This window comes from Streptomyces sp. NPDC053673 (genome assembly GCF_055585225.1).
The window spans coordinates 56,234-75,639 of sequence record NZ_JBVJKN010000026.1; the positions used below are offsets into that span (position 1 = coordinate 56,234).

Sequence of the window (19,406 nt, forward strand, 5' to 3'; positions counted from 1 at the left end):
CGCCGCGCAACCTGCGCACCACCTCCACGCGGCGGAAAGCCCCCTGCTCCCCTGGCGTGCGCCCGCCCCGACGGGTCACGCTGGACGGACCGATCGGGGGGAACATGCGATTACGGCGTCTGGGCGTGGGGGTGGTGTGCGCTCTCGTCCTCACCGGCCAGGTCGTCGCCTGCCAGCAGATGCCCGGAGGCGAGGCCTCTGGCTCCGGGGTGGCTCCGGCGACGGAGACCGTGACGCCGTCCGGGTACGGGGCGGTGTTCCTGGGGCCCGGCGACTGCAGCAGCCGGGGCCGGGGCGACGTCCGTGAGGTGCCCTGCACCAGCGAGAAGGCGGCGGCCAGGGTGATCACGCGGTACGAGGGACGGCCCTCGGCGGGGCCCGCCTGCCCCGCCGCCACCGACTTCGTACTGCACATCTCGGAGAGCCTGCCCGCGCTGGACGAGGACGGGGACGGGGCGGTGCCACAGGGTTATGCCTGCATGCGCAACCTGGAGCCACCGCATCCGGGCGACCCCGGCGGTGGCGGCGGACCGCACACCGTCGTCGGTGACTGCGTCTCCACCTCTCGCAAGGGGCAGGTGAAGGAGACCGCCTGTGACGGTTCGGGCGAGCAGCGGCCCGAGTTCGAGGTGGCGTCTGCGGTGGACGAGCGGGCCCAGTGCCCGCCGTCGACCGATCTCTATGTGCAGCTCGGCGGCGAGAGGCCGGTGGGCTGCGCCCGTCGCCTCTGACCCAGCGGCGACGGACACAGCCCACAAGACCCCAGAACCTGCGGCCCCAGAACCTCCGGGCCCGAGAACCTCCGGGCCTCAGGACCTCAGAACCCCAGATGCGTCCGAGCGTCCGAGCGTCCGCGCATCGGAGCGTCAGAGCAATCTCAGGGCCTCAGAGCAGAGCACGTTACGGCCGCAAGGCGAACGGCTCGCGCTCGATGTCCTGCTTGTCGAGCTTCGCGTCGTAGCGCGTCAGCCGCTTCGCCAGCTCCGGGTTCTGCTGAACGGTGGCCGGGGCCACGCCCGCCCACTCCAGGATCCGCGCGGTCGCCTTCGTGCGGTCCGCGTCCCGCAGACCCGCGACGCTGGCGCCGTGGTTGCCGCCGTACTCGGTGAAGACGTACGCGTCACGCGAGCCCTTGCCGGTGCGGAAGCGCTCCGCGCCGTACGGGTCGTTCTCGCCGTACACCCACATCATGTGCTGGGCGTTGTGCCGCACCCAGGTGTCGATGCTCGCCATCGCCCGCCGGTCGAACGCCGGCATCGGGATCGCGCGGGGCACGTACGACCGGGGAGTGAAGTAACCCGGGTACCGCAGCACGTCCTTGAGCTGCGGGTAGGCGAGCGTGGGCGCGCCGAGCTGGGTGCCCGCCTGGTAGTAGTACGGCGTGTACGGCTCCAGACCCTGGTCGGTGTAGAAGGCGAAGCCGGAGATCGCGTCGAGGGAGTCGTAGATCTCCTGGTCGGTGGCGGTCTTCGCGTCCGGTACGGATGCGCAGTCGGCGAGCAGGCTGTACTGCCAGAAGGCCCATGCGTAGTCGGAGACGAGGCTCTCGTACGCCTTGTCGAGCGAGCCGATGGTACGGAAGGTGCCGTCGTTCGCGGTGGCCCACTCCTGGTACTTGGCGGTGATCGCGGCTCGCCGCTTTCCGAGCGCCTCGCGCTGGACGGCGGTCAGCCGGTCGCGGCACTCCTTGGTGCCGACCTTCTCGAAGAACCGGTCGTACGCCGAGTCCTCCTTGTCGTTCACGTCGTTGGGCGCGACGTACGCGACGATGCCGTCCATGTCCCGCGGGTAGAAGCGTTCGTAGTACGTGGCCGTCATCCCGCCCTTGGAGATGCCGGTGGCGAGCCACTTCTTGGCGTAGATCTTCTTCAGCGCGGCGAAGACACGGTGCTGGTCGCTGGCGGCCTGCCAGATGTCGAGCTTGCTCCAGTCGGCCGGGCTGGGCCGGGACGGGGTGAAGAAGCGGTACTCCATGTCGACCTGGTTGCCATCGACGATCTGAGTGGGCTCACGGCGTCGGGGGTTCGTACCGACTGCGTAGCCGCTGGTGTAGAAGACGGTAGGGCGGGCGGTGTCCTTGTGCAGCAGGGTGATGCGCTGCTGGAACGTGCCCTTGGACGGGTGCCGGTGGTCGACCGGCTGGGTGTAGTTGAGGACGAAGTAGCGGTAGCCGGGGTACGGCTTCTCCTCGATCAGGCTCATCCCGGGGATCGCGAGGATCCGGTCCTTGATGTCCGACACCGGGCCTGAAGTGGTGGCCGGATCGGCGGCGGTGGCCGCGCTCGCCGTCGTGCCTGCCATGCCTATGAGCATGACGAGCGACAACAGCCATCTCAGCGCCTTGCGCATGCACCCTCCCCTTGGTTCACAGCGGTCGCGGTGAACCTAGCGGGGGTAACACCCGTACCGCCAGACCCAGTTGTCCCGGCGGGCGGGAGTCAACCGGCGCGGCCGGCGCGTGGTGCGGCTTCCGCGCTCAGCGCAGCATCGGCGCGTGGTGCGGCTTCCGCGTTCCGCAGCGTTCAGCGTTCAGCGTTCAGCGTTCAGCGCAGGATCGGCGAGGCGTGCGGCACAGGGTCAGTGCGGCGGCGGCACAGCATCCGTACGGCGAGCGGCACGCTCAGCACAGGATCCAGCCCGTCGAGGCGCTCCGTCCTGCAATCGCGCCCGAGACGCGGACGCAGCGGTTGAGTGCGTGCACGGTGATCGGGCCGGCCTGCCGGGTGAAGCGGCCCTTGTCGACGGCCGCCCGACCGCCGCGCGGCTGCAGCGACACCGACATCGCCCTCGGTGCGCCGGGCCGTCTGGCGACTGCGAGGGCGCACACGTACTGCCGCTTCTTGTAGATGCGCAGCTCCCCCGTGGCGAACGGCACCGTCTTCACAGGGCGCCCGGAACAGGCGGACATGGCCTCCGCCTGCTGCACCCCCGGGCCCGTCAGCGAAACGGCCACCACGACCGCGAGTACCGCGAGCACGTGCACCAGTAGTTTTCCGAACACTCTTGCTCCCCTCCCACACCACGCCGTACTGACGTACGACGCAGCGAACGCCCGCGCGGTTTCCGTCCGGGCACCATCGCGCGGTCACGCACACTCGGCTCGGCCCTGTACTCCGGCGCGCTCCTGAACTCCCACGCGGTCCTGAACTCCGACGCAGGCCCGTACTCCCACGCACCCCTGAACCCCGACGCGGCCCCGTCCTCGCCACCCCACGCGTCCCTGGGCTCAGGCCGGAGTGGGCGCCTCCGCGCCGATGAAGGTCCGCCACAGCTCGGCGTACCGGCCGCCCAGCGCCAGCAGTTCGTCGTGCGTACCGTCCTCGACGACCCTGCCGTGGGCCATCACGACCACCCGGTCCGCGCGGGCCGCCGTGGTGAGGCGGTGGGCGACAATCAAAGTGGTGCGCGCGTAAGCGCTCGATGAGGGGTGGTGGTCGGGCGACGGGAGGGCGGTGCGCCGGCCGGTGAGCCGGTCGGTGGCCTGGTTGACCTGCGCCTCGGTGGCCAGGTCGAGCGCGGCGGTCGCCTCGTCGAGCAGCAGTACGTCGGGGTCGACGAGCTCTGCCCTGGCCAGGGCGATGAGCTGGCGCTGGCCGGCCGAGAGGTTGCGGCCGCGCTCGGCGACCTCGTGCAGGTAGCCGTCCTCAAGGGTGGCGATCATGTCGTGGGCACCGACCGCGCGGGCGGCTGCCTCCACTTCGGCGTCGGTCGCTCCGGGACGCCCGTACGCGATGGCGTCGCGGACCGTACCGGCGAAGAGGTACGCCTCCTGCGGGACGACGCCGAGCCGGTGGCGGTACGCCGTGAGGTCCAGGTCGCGCAGATCGGAGCCGTCGGCGGTGACCCGGCCCGACGTCGGGTCGTAGAACCGCGCCACCAGCTTCACCAGTGTCGACTTTCCGGCGCCGGTCTCGCCGACGAAAGCGACGGTCTGCCCGGCGGGGATGCGCAGATCGATGCCGGTCAGGGCGGCTTCCGCCGAGTCACCGCCGTCTCCCCCGTAGGCGAAGCCGACGTTCTCGAAGGCGATCTCGCCGCGCAGCGACAGCACGTCCAGGGGTTCGCCGGCCTGCGCCGTCGACGTCGGCTCCCGCAGCAGCTCCTGGATGCGGCCCAGCGACACCGTCGCCTGCTGGTAGCCGTCGAAGACCTGCGACAACTGCTGCACGGGCGCGAAGAAGAGGTCGATGTAGAGGAGGTACGCGACCAGCGCGCCCGTCGTGAGCGTGCCGGCCTCGATCCGGCCGGCGCCGACGATCAGGACGGCCGCAGCGGCCACCGAGGACAGCAGCTGGACGAACGGGAAGTACACGGAGATCAGCCACTGGCCGCGCACCCGCGCCTCGCGGTAGCTGCTGCTGCGCTCCACGAACCGCTGGTTTCCGGAGCGCTCGCGGCGGAACGCCTGGACGATCCGCAGCCCGCTGACCGACTCCTGGAGGTCGGCGTTGACGACGCTGATCCGCTCGCGGGCCAGCTCGTACGCCTTCACCGACCGGCGGCGGAAGAAGAACGTGCCGACGATCAGTACCGGCAGGGTGGCGAAGACGACCAGCGCCAGTTGTACATCGATCACGACGAGCACGACCATGATGCCGAAGAACGTGACGACCGAGACGAACGCGGTGACGAGTCCGGTCTGCAGGAACGTGGACAGAGCGTCCACGTCCGTCGTCATCCGGGTCATGATCCGGCCGGTCAGTTCACGCTCGTAGTAGTCGAGGCCGAGCCGCTGGAGCTGCGCGAAGATCTTCAGCCTGAGCGCGTAGAGGATGCGTTCGCCGGTGCGTCCGGTCATCCGGGTCTCGCCGATCTGGCCCGCCCACTGGACCAGCACCGTGACCAGCGCCAGGGCGGAGGCCGCCCACACCGCGCCGATCGCCACCCGCTCGACACCGTCGTCGATGCCGTGCCGGATCAGCACCGGGAGCAGCAGCCCCATGCCCGCGTCGACGGCGACGAGCAGCAGGCTGATCAGCAGCGGGAGCCCGAAGCCGCGCAGCAGCCTGCGCAGCCCGTACGACTCCTCGGGGGTCACGGCCCGCGCCTCGTCGACCTCGGGGGTGTCGTTGGCCGGCGGGAGCGCCGCGACCTGGGTGAGGAGTTCGGGGGTGGCTCCGGCCACCGCGTCCTCCTCGGCCTCTTCCTTGCGGACCCAGAGCGGGGGTGTGATGCCGCGCTCGGCGTCGAACTCGGCGTCCATCTCGGCCCGGAGCGTGCGGTCCTCGGGGATCTCGACGGGGACGGTGCGGCCCGGGGAGACGCCGCCCATCTCGTCGGGGTCGGTCAGCAGCCGCCGGTACAGCGCGGAACGTTCCTGCAGCTCGTCGTGGGTCCCGATGTCGGCGAGCCGGCCGTCGTCGATGACGGCGATGCGGTCGGCGAGGCCGAGGGTGGAGCGGCGGTGGGCGATCAGCAGCGTCGTACGCCCGGCCATGACGCCGCGCAGCGCCTCGTGGATCTCGTGCTCGACGCGCGCGTCGACGGCCGAGGTCGCGTCGTCGAGGAGCAGCAGCCGGGGGTCGGCGAGGATGGCCCGGGCGAGGGCGATGCGCTGGCGCTGGCCGCCGGAGAGGGTGAGGCCGTGCTCGCCGACCGTGGTGTCGTAACCGTCGGGAAGCTCATCGATGAATCGGTCCGCCTGTGCAGTGCGGGCCGCCTCGCGGATCTCGTCGTCCGTCGCGTCCGGGTTTCCGTACGCGATGTTGGAGCGGACGGTGTCGGAGAAGAGGAAGCTGTCTTCCGGTACCAGGCCGATGGCGGCCCGCAGCGAGTCCAGGGTGAGCTCGCGGACGTCGTGGCCTCCGACGAGGACGGCTCCGTGCGTGACGTCGTAGAAGCGGGGCAGCAGCAGCGAGACGGTGGACTTGCCGCTGCCGGAGGAGCCGACCACCGCCACGGTCTCACCGGGGCGGATCTCCAGCGAGAAGCCGTCCAGCACCGGCTTCGAGCCCTCCCCGTCCCCGTAGGCGAAGCTGACGTCGTCGAACTCGACGGTCGCCGGGGCGTCGGCCGGGAGTTCCTTCGTACCGTCCTTCAGGGCCGGCTCGGTGTCGATGAGCTCCAGGACCCGCTCGACACCGGCCCTGGCCTGCTGTCCGACGGTGAGCACCATGGCCAGCATCCGCACCGGTCCGACCAGCTGAGCCAGATAGGTGGAGAAGGCGACGAACGTACCGAGGGTGATCTGTCCGCGGGTGGCCAGCCAGCCGCCGAGCGCGAGCATGGCGACCTGTCCGAGCGCGGGGACGGCCTGCAGGGCGGGGGTGTACCTGGCGTTGAGCCGGATGGTGCGCAGCCGGCCGGCGAAGAGCGTGCGGCCGACGTCCCTGAGCTTCGCGGTCTCCTGCTCCTCCTGGCCGAATCCCTTGACGACGCGGACGCCGGAGACGGCTCCGTCGACGACTCCGGCGACGGCGGCGGCCTGCTGCTGCGCGTACCAGGTGGCGGGGTGCAGCTTCACCCGGCTGCGTTTGGCGATGAACCAGAGGGCAGGGGCGACGGCGAGGGCGACGAGGGTGAGCGGCAGGGACAGCCAAGCCATCACGACCAGGGAGATGAGGAAGAGCAGGACGTTCCCGATCGTCATCGGGAGCATGAAGAGCAGACCCTGGATGAGCTGGAGGTCGCTGGTGGCACGGCCGACGACCTGGCCCGTGGAGAGTTCGTCCTGACGGTGCCCGTCGAGCCGGCTGATGGTCCCGTACATGTCGGTACGGAGGTCGTGCTGGACGTCGAGGGCGAGCCGGCCGCCGTAGTAGCGGCGTATGTAGGTGAGGACGTAGACGACGACCGCGGCCGCTATGAGCAGTCCGGTCCACACGGCCAGTGACCGGCTGTGATTGCCGATGACGTCGTCGATGACGACTTTGGTGATCAGCGGGACGACGGCCATCACCGCCATGCCGGCGAGGGACGATCCGAGTGCGAGCACCACGTTCCGCCGGTACCGCCAGGCGTATCCTGCCAGCCGCCGTGCCCATGAATGCTCTGCCGCCGCCGTCACCAAAAGCCTCCCGTTGTTCTGTTCTGCCGGAAGGCACCAACGCGGGCGCGATCGGATTTCATCCCGTTGCAACAAGCTGCAACAGGCCGCAACGAAAGTACGGTCCCTGGTCCCGGGACCAGGGACCGTCTCCATCGTGGCCGATCTGCCAGGACAGGGCATGGCGACCGATCTGTCAGGCCAGGGCCTAGGCCGTGTTTTAGAACTAGCGCCGTCAGCCCGTAGGGCGGGGCTCGCGGCGTCCGGTGCGTGCAATCGCAAGGCGGTGGGGGCACCTCCCAGGCGCAGCTCTGGGGGAGATCATCCTCGTACTGGACGTACTTGGATGACTCCGACAACGCAGCGAGTGTGCGTGCCAGGCGTCGCGAGCCAGGCGGGAGTTCTCAAACACGGCCTAGCGGAGTGCCGGGTTCGCGGACACCGCGTCCTGCGCCGGGCGGCCGGGGACCGCCGGAATCGCTTCCTGCGGGGTGGCGGTCGGCGTGTAGCCGAGGCGCGCGGTGGGGTTGAGGTCCTTGTGGACGGCACGGGCGACGGCCTGGATGGTGTTGATGCCGTCGGTCATCGTCGCGTTGTCGTGCGTGAGCACGGTGATCTGGTAGTTGTGCGCCGTTCCGGTGAACGCCCCGATCGAGTGGACGCGCCAGCCGTGGGTGGACCGGGACAGCCAGCCGTTCTTGACGTGGATCTTGGCGGTGGAGGGGGCGCCGGCCGGGGTGCCCCAGCGCTGCGACGCGATGACGGCGTTCATCAGCTGCAGGATGTAGCCGCGCGAGGCGTCCGTGAGAACGGTGTTCTTCGCGGTGATCAGCGCGAGCAGCTTCTGCTGGTCGCGCGCGGTGATCTGGGTGAGCCCCCAGTAGCCGCCGGAGCCCGGGACGGTCTTGGTCATGCCGGCGGCGGTGAGGAAGCCCTTGACCTTGGTCACCCCGAGCTGGCGCCAGAGCGCGCTGGTGGCGTCGTTGTCCGACTTGGTGATCATGGCCGTGGCGCGTGACTTCTCGGTGGCGGTCAGCGCTCGGCGGGTCTTCTGCGCGTCCCAGAGCAGGGTGGCCAGCACGGTCACCTTGACGATGCTGGCGGAGTCGAACTGCTGGTCCGGCCGCAGCACACAGCTGGTCTTGGTGATCCGGTCGTTGACGAGCACGGCGGTCGTCGAGGCGCGGCCCTTGAGGGCGGCGGTGATGTCCGTGACCAGCTTGGCGGCGAGGCCCGCCTGCTGGGAGGTGCAGGCCACGACGGGCCCGGCCGCGGCGGCCGGCGTAGCGGTGGCGGCGGTCGGCAGGAGAACGCCGAGGGCGACCGCCGCGCAGAGGGCCCCGCGGCTGCGGCGGGGTATGGGGTTTCTCTTCACGCCTCACATGACTCAGCAGCACCCGAAAGGTTGTACGGAACCTGGGTGCCGCAGGGAGTTGTACGTCTCATCGGCGAGGCAGCCGCACGGTCGGTCGGCACAACCCGCTGATCCGGGGGGGGGCGTTCTGGTTCTCGTCGCCGGAGCAGGGCGGGCTCGCCCCGCGGTTCCACGAGTCGGCCGCCGGGTACGAGCTCACACGCGCGAGCTCACCCCGCGGGTCACTCATGAAGTGACCCGCGGGTGGCACGGCCTCACAGGTGCGTCGGCTCGAACATCCTCAGCAGCGCCGGCAGCACCACGACCGAAGGGCCTGGCTGCTCGAAGGACTTCGTCAGGTCCTCGCGGAGCGACTCGGGGGTCGTACGGACCGCCGGTACCCCGAACGACTCCGCGAGCGCCACGAAGTCCGGGCGGGACAGCTCGGTCGCCGTGGCCTCGCCGAAGGCGTCCGTCATGTACTCGCGCAGGATGCCGTAGCCGCCGTCGTCGACGATCAGCCAGGTGACGGGCAGGCCGTACTGCTTCGCCGTCGCGAGCTCCGCGATCGAGTACATCGCGCCGCCGTCGCCGGAGACCGCGAGCACCGGCCGGGACGGGTCGGCGGCGGCCGCTCCGAGCGCGGCGGGGAAGCCGTAGCCGAGGCCGCCGGCGCCCTGGGCGGAGTGCATCGTGTTCGGGTGCCGGGCGTCGAAGGCGGACCAGGCCCAGTAGGCGAGGATGGTCATGTCCCAGAAGCTCGGGGAGTCGTCCGGCAGGGCCGCACGGACCGCGGCGAGCACCTCCTGCTCCAGGGTCAGTTCCTGGCCGGCGATCCGCTCCCGTACCTTCGCGAGAAGGGTGGACACCCGCTCGGCGGCGGCCGGGTCGCGTCTCCCCCGTAGCCCTTCGGACACGGGAGGTACCCCCACCCCCACCGTCTCCAGCAGCGCCGAGAGCGCGATGCGGGCGTCGGCGTGGATACCGAGCGCGGGGTGGTTGGACTCCAGCTTGCCGAGGTCCGCCTCGATCTGGATGACGCGTCCGCGCGGGGCGAACGTGTGGTAGTTCGAGGAGAGTTCACCGAGGCCCGAGCCGACGACGAGCAGGACGTCGGCGTCCTCCAGGAGGTCGGTGGTGTGCCGGTCCTCCAGCCAGGACTGCATCGACAGAGGGTGCTCCCACGGGAAGGCGCCCTTGCCGCCGAAGGTGGTCACGACCGGCGCGTCCAGCTTCTCGGCCAGCGCCAGCAGTTTGCCGGCGGCGTCGGAGCGTACGACACCGCCGCCCGCGATGATCGCCGGGCGGGAGGCGTTGGACAGCAGGTGCGCCGCCACCGCCGTCAGTTCGGGGCGGGGCACCAGGTCGTGCGGTGTGGCGTCCATGGCCGTGACGACGGGCAGGCTCGTCTCGGCGAGCAGCACGTCCTGCGGGATCTCCACCCAGACCGGGCCGTGCGGGGCGCTCAGCGCGGACTCCCAGGCGGCGGCGATCGCGGAGGGGATCTGCGAGGCCGTACGGACGGTGTGCACGGACTTGACGATGTCGCGGAACGACGCCTTCTGGTCGGGCAGTTCGTGCAGATACCCGTGGCGTCCGCCGCCGAGACCCGCGGTCGGGATCTGGCTGGAGATGGCGAGCACCGGAGCGGACGCGGCCGCCGCCTCCTGGAGCGCGGCGAGCGAGGTGAGCGCTCCGGGCCCGGTGGAGAGCAGCAGCGGGGCGACCTCGCCGGTGATCCGGCCGTAGGCGTCGGCGGCGAAGCCCGCGTTGTTCTCGACGCGCAGTCCGACGTACCGGAGCGACGAGCGGCGCAGCGCGTCGAACATGCCGAGCGCGTGCTGGCCGGGCAGGCCGAAGACGGTGGTGGAGCCGAGGCCCTGGAGGGTCTCGACGACGAGGTCACCGCCGTTGCGCCCGGCCGGCGGGTTGAGCGCGGCCTCGGCCTGCTGCGGGGTCGGGCGCAGTACGAGGTCGTGGTCGTGGGTCACTTCGCGGTCCTCGCGGCCGCGATCTGGCGGGACATGATCGTGGTCAGTTCGTACGCGGTGTGGGAGGCCGCGACCGACGTGATCTCGGCGTGGTCGTAGGCGGGGGCGACCTCGACGACGTCGGCGGAGACCAGGTTGCAGGAGGCGAGCCCGCGCAGGATCTCCAGCAGCTCGCGGGAGGTCATGCCGCCGGCCTCGGGGGTGCCGGTGCCGGGCGCGTGCGCCGGGTCGAGGCAGTCGATGTCGATGGAGATGTACAGCGGACGGTCGCCGATGCGCTGGCGGAGCTGGTCGGCGACCTCGTCGGCGCCGCGGCGGTAGACGTCGGAGGAGGTGACGATGCCGAAGCCCAGCTTCTCGTCGTCGGTCAGGTCCTGCTTGCCGTAGAGCGGGCCGCGGATGCCGACGTGGGAGAGCGCCTCGGTGTCGAGGATGCCCTCCTCGACGGCGCGGCGGAACGGAGTGCCGTGGGTGTACTCGGCGCCGAAGTACGTGTCCCAGGTGTCCAGGTGCGCGTCGAAGTGGAGCAGCGCGACCGGGCCGTGCTTCTTGGCGACCGCGCGCAGCAGCGGCAGCGCGATGGTGTGGTCGCCGCCGAGCGTCATCATCCGGGCGCCGGTGCCGAGCAGATCATCGGCCGCGGCCTCGATGGTCTCGACGGCCTCGTTGATGTTGAACGGGTTGGCGGCGATGTCTCCGGCGTCCGCGACCTGGGCGAGCGCGAAGGGCGAGGCGTCCTGCGCCGGGTTGTACGGGCGCAGGAGCCTCGACGCCTCACGGATGGCGTTGCCGCCGAAGCGCGCGCCGGGACGGTAGGAGACCCCGGCGTCGAAGGGCACACCGACGACGGCGACATCGGCGCTGCCGACCTCGTCGAGCCGTGGCAGCCGGGCGAACGTCGCGGGTCCGGCGTACCGCGGGATGCGGGACGAGTCGATGGGGCCGCGCGGCGTCTCGTTGCTGCTCATGACCATGCCTTCTTTCCTACGCTTTTCCTACAGTTCGAGGCTGTTTGACTTTAATGCACCGCCGGGACCGATTCCGCGTCGGTCGCCGGCTCGTTCTCGGGGGTGCGGCCCGCGAGGCGCTCGCGCCAGGCTGCCAGGATCGCCGCGTCCGTCGGCCTGGTGGCCAGCGAGACGATCACGTAGGCCGCCAGGGAGGCCAGCAGACCGTAGTAGACGGGCTGGTTGGCGAGGATGCCGTACTTCCACATCAGGCCGATGACCGCGAGGCCGCCGACGACGACGGAGGACAGTGCGCCGTGGACCGTGCCGCGCTTCCACAGCAGTCCGCCGAGGATCGGGACCAGCAGGCCGCCGACGAGCAGGTTGTACGCCACGGTCAGCGCCTCGATCACGTTGTTGAGGGCGATCGCGATGAAGATGACGGCGACACCCATGAGCAGGATGAACGTCCGGTTGCCCTTGACCTCGTCGTGCGCCTCGGCGTCGGCGCGGTGGTGGGTGACGGCGCCGCGCAGCTTCGACCAGATGTCGTTGTTGGCGACGGTGGCACAGGCGATCAGGGCGCCGGAGGAGGTCGACATGACCGCGGCGAGCGCGGCGGCGAGGACCAGGCCCCGCACACCCATCGGGAGCGCGTCCTTGACGATGGTGGCGAAGGCGTCGTCGGCGTTGCCGAGGTTCGGGTAGAGCACCTTGGCGGCGGTGCCGATGACGGCGCCGGCGAGGGCGTAGACGAGGCAGTAGGTACCGGCGACGGTGCCGCCGTAGCGGGCGACCTTGTCGTTGCGGGCGGTGAAGACGCGCTGCCAGATGTCCTGGCCGATCAGCATGCCGAACGTGTAGATGAGGACGTACGTGAAGATCGTCTCGCCGCCGATGCCGAGCGGGGCGAAGTACTCGGTGGGCAGCTGGGCCTTCATCTCGGCGAAGCCGCCCGCCTTGATCACGGCGATGGGCAGCAGCAGGAGGAGCACGCCGACCGTCTTGACGACGAACTGCACCATGTCGGTGAGGGTGATCGACCACATGCCGCCGAGCGTGGAGTAGGCGACGACGATCGAGCCGCCGAGGATGATCGCGAGCGTCCGGTTCATGTCGAAGAGGACGTCGAAGATCGTGGCGTAGGCGATGGTCGAGGTGACCGCGAGCATCAGGGTGTACGCCCACATCACGACACCGGTGATGAGGCCGGCCCGGCCGCCGTAGCGCAGGTCCAGCATCTCGGACACGGTGTAGACCTTCAGCCGGGCGATGCGCGCGGAGAAGAAGACCGAGAGGGCGAGGAGTCCGAGGCCGATGGCGAAGACCATCCAGGCGCCGGAGAGGCCGTACTTGTAGCCGAGGCCGACGCCGCCGATCGTGGAGGCGCCGCCGAGGACGATGGCAGCCATCGTGCCGGAGTACATCCAGGGGCCGAGCCTGCGGCCCGCCACCAGGAACTCGCTCTTGGACTTGGCGCGGCGCATGCCCCACCAGCCCATGGCCAGCATGCCGGCCAGATAGACGACGATCACTGCGTAGTCGACGGCCATGGGGCCTCCTTCGCTCACTCTCGGTGGCGTGTCGTGCAAGGGGTACGAGGGGACGCAGCAGCTCTTGTGCGGGGACATCCGCCCGTACCCGCGGCTGCTGGACGTCTCGACGATAGGTGGCCGGAAAGCGACGCTGAAGTGTACGTTTCATCCATTCTTGAAGACGACATCGGATGGAACGTCCACCATGCCGGACCCCACCACTCGCCCCGCCGCCCCGCCGGCCCCACCTGTCCCTCTGGCCGCGCTGCTGGCCCGTGAGGACCTCGGCCTGCGGCTCATCGCGGGCGTCCCGGATCCCGAGAACCCCGCAAGCACAGAAAACATCGTCATCCAGTGGGTGCACACCTCGGAGATGGCCGATCCGTACCCGTACCTGCTCGGCGGCGAGCTGCTGCTGACGGCGGGCGTCCTGCTGAAGGATCCGGAGATGTACGCCGCCCGCGTGGCCGAGGCGGGCGGAGCGGCGATCGGCTTCGGTGTCGCTCCGGTGTACGACTCCGTGCCGGAGGCTCTCGTCGCGGCGTGCGACCGGCGCGGCCTGCCGCTGATCGAGGTACCGCCGCAGACCCCGTTCACGGCGATCGCCCGCGCGGTCTGGCGGCTGATGGCCCAGGTCCGCCTCCAGGAGGTGCGCCGGGTGAGCGAGGCCCAGCAGGGCCTGGCCACCGCGGCGGCCCGCCCCGACCCGGTCCCGGCGGTGCTCCAGCAGCTGGCGTCCCGGCTGAGCGGCTGGGCGGTCCTGCTGGCCCCGGACGGCTCGGCCCTGCAGGCGGCCGGCCGGGCGCCGTCACGGGAGGCACGCGAGGCGCTGGGGCGGCTGTCCCGGGTGGTGAGGCCGGAGACCCAGGACGAGGAGGCCGGGGAGGAAGCGGCCGGGGGCCCGGGGCCCCACACGGCGCCTCCCCCCGGTACACAGCCGGAGGGCGGCGGGCAGGCCACCGGCTCCGCGCGGCCGGCACCCGCATCGGCCACCGATTCCGTCGGGGACACACACCTCGCCGCGTACGCGCTGGGCGGCGGCGAGGGCCTCGTCCTCGGGATCGCCGCCGAGGCGCGAGAGCCCGGCGGGCACACGATCGCGGGAGTCGCCGTCGTCCTGCTGTCGCTGCTCACCGCCCCGCATCAGGGGGCCGACGCAACCGGGCGGTCCGCCGCACTGGTGCGGCTGCTGCTGGGGGCCGCTCCCGCCGACGTGGCACCGGCGCTGGGCCCGGGACCGTGGACGGTGGTGCACGCGACCCGCCCGGGACAGCCGGACCGGATCGCGGCCTCGGCCCTCGGCGCGGCGCTGGGCAGCACGCTGGTGGACGCGGACGGCGCGACCGTACGGATCCTGCTCTCCGGCGAGCGCAGGATCGAGCCGCAGCCGGGCTGGACCCTCGGAGTGAGCGCCCCCGCCGAGCCCTCCGAGCTCACCGCCGCCGACACCTCGGCGGCGCGCGCCCTGCGCCGGGCCGAGGCGACCCGGGCACCGCTGTCCCGCCAGCGGGACGCGGGCCTCGCCGAGCTGATCGCGCCAGGCGAAGCCGCCGTCCACGCCCGCACCCTGCTCGCACCCATCGTGGCCTCGCCCGCCCTCACCGAGACCCTGCGCGTCTGGCTCTCGCTGCACGGCAGCTGGGACCGCACGGCGCTGGCCCTGGGCGTCCACCGCAACACCGTGCGGCAGCGGATCGCTCGCTGCTCGTCGCTGCTGGGCGTCGACCTGGACGACGCGGACGTACGGATGGAGCTGTGGTTCGCACTGCGGTACGCATGACGCACCCGCGTCACCGAGGTCCCGTCGCGCCGCCGTGGCGCCGTGGCGCCGTGGCGCCGTTACGACGCCGTGGTCCCGTTACGTCGCCCTGGTTCCGTGGAAAGCCCACGACTCTCGGCCTCGAAGGCTGTCGTTACGGCCCAAGTCCCTTGCGCCACAGACGTGTTGGAATTCCTGCATGGCTTCTCCCGCTGACGGAACCACGATCCTGAACCCGGACGAGCCCGCACGCCGCCTGCGTGCCGAGATCGAGCGGCTCCGGGACGAGGCAACGCACCAGAGGACGCTCGCCCATCGGCGGGCCGAGTTCTGGACCAGGCTGGACATCGGTCTCGGCTTCCCCGCGGCCCTGCTCGCCGGCACGGCAGGAGCGGCGGGACTGGCCACGGCGGACGCGCGCATTCCCGCGGCACTGATCGCCCTGGCCTCTGCCGGGTTCGCGGCCGGGGCGGGCTTCCTGCGCAGCGACACCAGGCGCAGAGCCAACAAACGCGCCCGGCACGCGTGGGCCGCCGTGGAGGGCAAGGCCACGGTGAAGCTGACCCAGGAGCAGCTGGCTTCCGAGGACCTCGGCGAACTGCTCGAATGCCGCCAGGCCGCACTGGCGGCCTACGACGGCGAGGACCCGCAGCCGGGGCCGCCGCCGCTCGCCCCGGGCTGAGCCCCACGCCCGGAAAGGAGCGAAGCGGAGCCGTGCAGCGGCGACCCCCTGCCACGGTCCGGCCACCCTCCCCGAGCCGCCGGCGGCCCCCGCCTCACACCAGCGGGGGCGTTTTCATGCGCAGACGCACCTCCGTCGTTGTGGAGCGTGCTGATCCTCACTCTGGACAGGCTTGCGAACTGCCCGGTAACTTGGTCTGAGCAAGCGCTTAGACATAACTGCCCCAAGGACTGCGAAGGAGGCGTCGACCGTGCGCCGTACCGTCTACAACGAGGACCACGAGGCGTTCCGGGAGACCATCCGCGCCTTCATCGAGGCCGAGGTCGCCCCCGTCTACGACGAGTGGTACGCGGCCGGCCAGGCTCCTCGCGACTTCTACTACAAGCTCGGCGAGCTGGGCATCTTCGGCATCAACGTCCCCGAGGAGTTCGGCGGCGCCGGCCTGGACACGCACAAGTTCGAGGCCGTGCTCTACGAGGAGACCTCGCGCGCAGGCGTCAACTTCGGCGGCTCCGGCGTGCATGTGCTGCTCGCCCTGCCGTACATCAAGATGCTGGCCGACGACGAGCAGAAGAAGCGCTACCTGCCGAAGTTCGTCAGCGGCGAGGAGATGTGGGCGCTGGCGATGACCGAGCCGGGCACCGGCTCCGATGTCGCGGGCATGAAGACCACCGCCAAGCTCTCCGAGGACGGCACGCACTACGTCCTCAACGGCGCCAAGACCTTCATCACCGGTGGTGTGCACGCCGACCGTGTGATCGTGTGCGCCCGTACCTCCGCCCCGCGCGAGGACGACCGCCGCTTCGGCATCTCCCTGTTCGCCGTGGACACCAAGTCCGAGGGCTACTCCATAGGCCGCAAGCTGGACAAGCTCGGCCTGAAGACCTCCGACACCGCAGAGCTGGCCTTCGTCGACGTCAAGGTCCCGGTCGAGGACCTGCTCGGCGAGGAGAACAAGGGCTTCTACTACCTCGGCCGGAACCTGCCGTCCGAGCGCTGGGGCATCGCGTTCGGCGCGTACGCCCAGGCCAAGGCCGCCGTCCGGTTCGCCAAGGAGTACGTGCAGGAGCGCACGGTCTTCGGCAAGCCGGTCGCGCACTTCCAGAACACCAAGTTCGAGCTGGCCGCCTGCCAGGCCGAGGTGGACGCCGCCGAGGCCGTCGCCGACCGCGCCCTGGAAGCCCTGGACGCGGGAGAGCTCACGCCCGCCGAGGCCGCCTCCGCCAAGCTGTTCTGCACCGAGGTCGCGCACCGCGTCATCGACCGCTGCCTCCAGCTGCACGGCGGCTACGGCTACATGAACGAGTACCCGATCGCCCGCCTCTACGCCGACAACCGCGTCAACCGCATCTACGGCGGCACCAGCGAGGTCATGAAGTCGATCATCGCCAAGGACATGGGGCTGTAGTCCAGGTGACAAACGCGCTCGAAGACCTGCTCGATCTGCTCGACCTGGAGCAGATCGAGCAGGACTACTTCCGGGGCCGCTCGCGCTCGGCGATCGTGCCCCGGGTCTTCGGCGGACAGGTCGCGGCCCAGGCGCTCGTCGCCGCGGGCCGCACCGTCCCCGACGACCGCACGGCCCACTCCCTGCACGCGTACTTCCTTCGCATGGGCGACCCCGGCGCCCCGATCGTCTACACGGTCGACCGGATCCGCGACGGCCGGTCCTTCACGACCCGGCGGGTCGTCGCCGTCCAGCACGGCCAGCCGATCTTCCATCTCTCGGCGTCCTTCCAGACGTACGAGGAAGGGCTCGACCACCAGACGCGGATGCCGGACGCGCCGGACCCCGAGACCCTGCCCACGGCCGCCGAGTCCCTGCCGCGGTACGCGGGAGAGCTCATCCACCCGGACATCGTGGAGCGGATGCTCGAAGCACGCGCGGCGGTCGACCTGCGGTACGTGGACCCTCCTCCCTACGCCACCGTCGGGGAGCCGCGCGAGCCGCGCTCGCAGGTCTGGTTCCGTACGAACGGCAAGCTCGCGGACGATCCCCTGCTGCACGTCTGCCTCGCCACGTACGTCTCGGACATGACGCTGCTCGACTCGGTGCTGCTGGCGCACGGGCGGGGCGGCTGGACCGTCGGTGACGTCGTGGGCGCCTCGCTGGACCACGCGATGTGGTTCCACCGGCCGTTCCGGGCGGACGAGTGGCTGCTGTACGACCAGGAGTCGCCGAGCTCTCACGGCGGACGCGGCCTCGGGCAGGCCCGTATCTACACGCAGGACGGGCAGCTGGCGATCTCGGTCATCCAGGAGGGCGTGGTCCGGGTCCCGCACGACTAGGTGAGGCGATGCCGGGTCCACCAGAAGCAGAGGCCGGCCAGTGCCGCAGCCGCGGCCAGGCACAGGCCCGTCTCAGCCCACTGGAGGGGCCAGAAGTGACTCGACGGGTGGAACTCCGCCCAGTGCCCGGTGACCCCCTTTCCTGCCAGGCACTGCTCGTAGTCGTCCGCAGCAAAGCACTCGCCGGACTGCGGCACGCGTCGGCCGGCGGCCACGACCAGCCCGTCGTCGAACAGCCAGGCGTCGCCGGGTGCCGCATCCGCGCCCAGGCCCGATCGCTGCGCTGTCACCGTCGGCCACAGGTCGCCGCGGACCTGCTCCAGGGCGAACAACGCGGAACCGCCGGCCACCGCCGTGGCCGCCATGGCGGCGACGGTGCGCCGCAACAACAGGCTCAGCGTGACGCCGATCATCAGCACCAGCAGCGCCTTGGCGACGGGTGCGGGCCCGACGGCATCGAACGGTATCGGCATGTACCACGGGAAGTCGCTGCCGACCGCACCGGCAACCCTGTGCCACCACCACGTGGCACACGCGGTGATCACGCCTGCCGCGACCAGGGTCAGCATCACGGGCACGGCCAGCTTCGCCCGGAGCAGGCGGGCGCGTGACACCGACTGCGAAAGCGCGGTGCGCAGGGTGCCCGACTCCAGTTCCTGCGCGAACAGCGGTGCGCCGAGGAACACCCCGAGCAGCAGCGGGAGGAGCAGGAGCAACTGGAGCGGCAGGCGCAGCGGGTACTGGTGCTCCTGCTGGAAGTCGGTCAGGGCCTGGGAGCACTGCGGCGCGGCGTCCTGCCCGGCGCACCCGTCCAGTGCGCGGGCGGCCTCCGCCGCCGCGTACCCCCCGAACGCGAGGTACCCGCCGACGAGGACGGTCAGGGCGAGCAAGGCCCACAGCGCGGCACGGTGCTGGCGCCAGACCAGCCAGATGACGCCTCGTACGCCGATCATGCCGCACCCCCGACGTGCTCGGGGCGGGCGGCCGGTGTGGCCACCGCGGGCAGGAGGGGGTCGCGCAGGTAGGTCATGATCAGCTGTTCCAGGGAGGGGACGGAGCCGTCGGCACCGTGGCGGTGTGCGGCGCGGAGGTCGTCGACGTCACCGGCCAGCCGGATGCGCCCGGAGCCGACGAGAAGGAGGAAGTCGCAGGCGCCTTCGAGTTCGGAGACGACATGCGACGACAGCAGGACGGTGGTTCCGTGCGCGGCCGCCTCCGACAGGAGGAGCTCGGACATCTCGTGCCGTACCAGTGGATCGAGGTCGGCCATCGGCTCGTCCAGCATCAGCAGGCGCGGGCGTTTGCCGAAGGCGAGCGCGAGGGCCACCCGGGTGTGCTGGCCACCGGAGAGTGAGCCGACGCGGGCGTGGAGGGGTATGTCGCCGCCCGCGACGACGCGTTCGGCGACGGCCTGGTCCCAGGTCGGGTTCATCTCGCGGCCCATCCGGAGGATCTCCGCAACACGGAAGCCCCGGAGGAGCGGTTTGTCCTGACTCAGCAGGGCGGTCGTGGCCCGGGCGCCGGAATCCTGTGGGGACCTGCCGAAGACGTGGATCGATCCCTCGGTGGGGGTCAGCAGGTCGGCGGCCAGGGAGAGCAGAGTGCTCTTCCCCGCCCCGTTCGGACCCACGAGGGCGCACACCCGGCCGGTCGGGATCTGGAAGGTGCAGTCACGCAGAGCCCATCCGCGCCGATAGCGGCGACCGAGCCCGATGGCTCGCAGTGCGGGGCCCGCCGGGTCCGCGGCGTTGGCGATGCGGTTCACCGGCGGTGCCCCGCCTTCCGTACGGCCATTGCGGGCAGTGCCGCAACAGTGGTGCCGGCGGCGGCACATGGGGTGATGAGCGGTGTGGGCCTCTGTTCG

Annotated in this window: 14 protein-coding genes; 5 read left to right on the forward strand and 9 right to left on the reverse strand. The window is 71.0% G+C overall.

The window, feature by feature from the left end; translation table 11 throughout:
* The first annotated feature begins 104 nt into the window (after positions 1-104).
* The gene (locus ACZ6ZQ_RS29020) at positions 105-731 is read left to right on the forward strand and encodes a hypothetical protein (RefSeq protein WP_469771467.1); all 627 of its coding nucleotides are present in this window, start codon (positions 105-107) and stop codon (positions 729-731) included.
* Between the two features lie 169 nt (positions 732-900).
* On the opposite strand, the gene ACZ6ZQ_RS29025 is transcribed toward ACZ6ZQ_RS29020, so the two are convergent.
* The 7 genes from ACZ6ZQ_RS29025 to ACZ6ZQ_RS29055 form a co-directional block, all read right to left on the reverse strand.
* Entirely contained in the window at positions 901-2,349 is a 1,449-nt protein-coding gene (locus ACZ6ZQ_RS29025) for an aminopeptidase (protein ID WP_469771468.1), read from the reverse strand.
* 271 nt (positions 2,350-2,620) lie between these two features.
* On the reverse strand, positions 2,621-3,001 hold the full coding sequence (locus ACZ6ZQ_RS29030) for a hypothetical protein (protein ID WP_469771469.1): 381 nt from the start codon (positions 2,999-3,001) through the stop codon (positions 2,621-2,623).
* Positions 3,002-3,226: 225 nt separating this feature from the next.
* A complete protein-coding gene (locus ACZ6ZQ_RS29035; RefSeq protein WP_469771470.1) occupies positions 3,227-7,006 on the reverse strand; it encodes an ABC transporter ATP-binding protein in 3,780 nt (1,259 codons plus the stop codon).
* Between the two features lie 394 nt (positions 7,007-7,400).
* Positions 7,401-8,360, reverse strand: coding sequence for a serine hydrolase (locus ACZ6ZQ_RS29040; protein ID WP_469771471.1), 960 nt, complete (start codon positions 8,358-8,360; stop codon positions 7,401-7,403).
* A 254-nt stretch (positions 8,361-8,614) separates the two neighbouring features.
* Entirely contained in the window at positions 8,615-10,330 is a 1,716-nt protein-coding gene (locus tag ACZ6ZQ_RS29045; protein WP_469771472.1) for a thiamine pyrophosphate-binding protein, read from the reverse strand.
* On the reverse strand, positions 10,327-11,298 hold the full coding sequence (gene speB, locus ACZ6ZQ_RS29050; RefSeq protein ID WP_453660180.1) for an agmatinase: 972 nt from the start codon (positions 11,296-11,298) through the stop codon (positions 10,327-10,329). The genes ACZ6ZQ_RS29045 and speB overlap by 4 nt, the downstream gene beginning before the upstream one ends.
* 50 nt (positions 11,299-11,348) lie before the next feature.
* On the reverse strand, positions 11,349-12,830 hold the full coding sequence (locus ACZ6ZQ_RS29055; protein WP_469771473.1) for a sodium:solute symporter family protein: 1,482 nt from the start codon (positions 12,828-12,830) through the stop codon (positions 11,349-11,351).
* A 187-nt stretch (positions 12,831-13,017) separates the two neighbouring features.
* On the opposite strand from ACZ6ZQ_RS29055, the gene ACZ6ZQ_RS29060 reads away from it, so the two are divergent.
* From ACZ6ZQ_RS29060 to tesB, 4 genes are all read left to right on the forward strand, one after another.
* Positions 13,018-14,592: a PucR family transcriptional regulator gene (locus tag ACZ6ZQ_RS29060; RefSeq protein ID WP_469771474.1), complete on the forward strand. Its 1,575-nt coding sequence runs from the start codon at positions 13,018-13,020 to the stop codon at positions 14,590-14,592.
* A gap of 178 nt (positions 14,593-14,770) precedes the next feature.
* Entirely contained in the window at positions 14,771-15,253 is a 483-nt protein-coding gene (locus ACZ6ZQ_RS29065; RefSeq protein ID WP_469771475.1) for a hypothetical protein, read from the forward strand.
* Positions 15,254-15,503: 250 nt separating this feature from the next.
* Positions 15,504-16,661, forward strand: coding sequence for an acyl-CoA dehydrogenase family protein (locus ACZ6ZQ_RS29070; protein ID WP_469771476.1), 1,158 nt, complete (start codon positions 15,504-15,506; stop codon positions 16,659-16,661).
* Between the two features lie 5 nt (positions 16,662-16,666).
* Positions 16,667-17,542, forward strand: a complete 876-nt coding sequence (tesB, locus tag ACZ6ZQ_RS29075) for an acyl-CoA thioesterase II (protein ID WP_469771477.1) — start codon at positions 16,667-16,669, stop codon at positions 17,540-17,542.
* On the opposite strand, the gene ACZ6ZQ_RS29080 is transcribed toward tesB, so the two are convergent.
* Together ACZ6ZQ_RS29080 and ACZ6ZQ_RS29085 are read right to left on the reverse strand one after the other, a co-directional pair.
* A complete protein-coding gene (locus ACZ6ZQ_RS29080; RefSeq protein ID WP_469771478.1) occupies positions 17,539-18,495 on the reverse strand; it encodes an ABC transporter permease subunit in 957 nt (318 codons plus the stop codon). The two genes, tesB and ACZ6ZQ_RS29080, sit on opposite strands and share 4 nt — an antisense overlap.
* Positions 18,492-19,307 (reverse strand): ABC transporter ATP-binding protein, encoded by an 816-nt coding sequence (locus tag ACZ6ZQ_RS29085; RefSeq protein WP_469771479.1) that lies wholly within the window; start codon positions 19,305-19,307, stop codon positions 18,492-18,494. Before ACZ6ZQ_RS29085 ends, ACZ6ZQ_RS29080 begins: the two co-directional genes overlap by 4 nt.
* Positions 19,308-19,406: the final 99 nt, after the last annotated feature.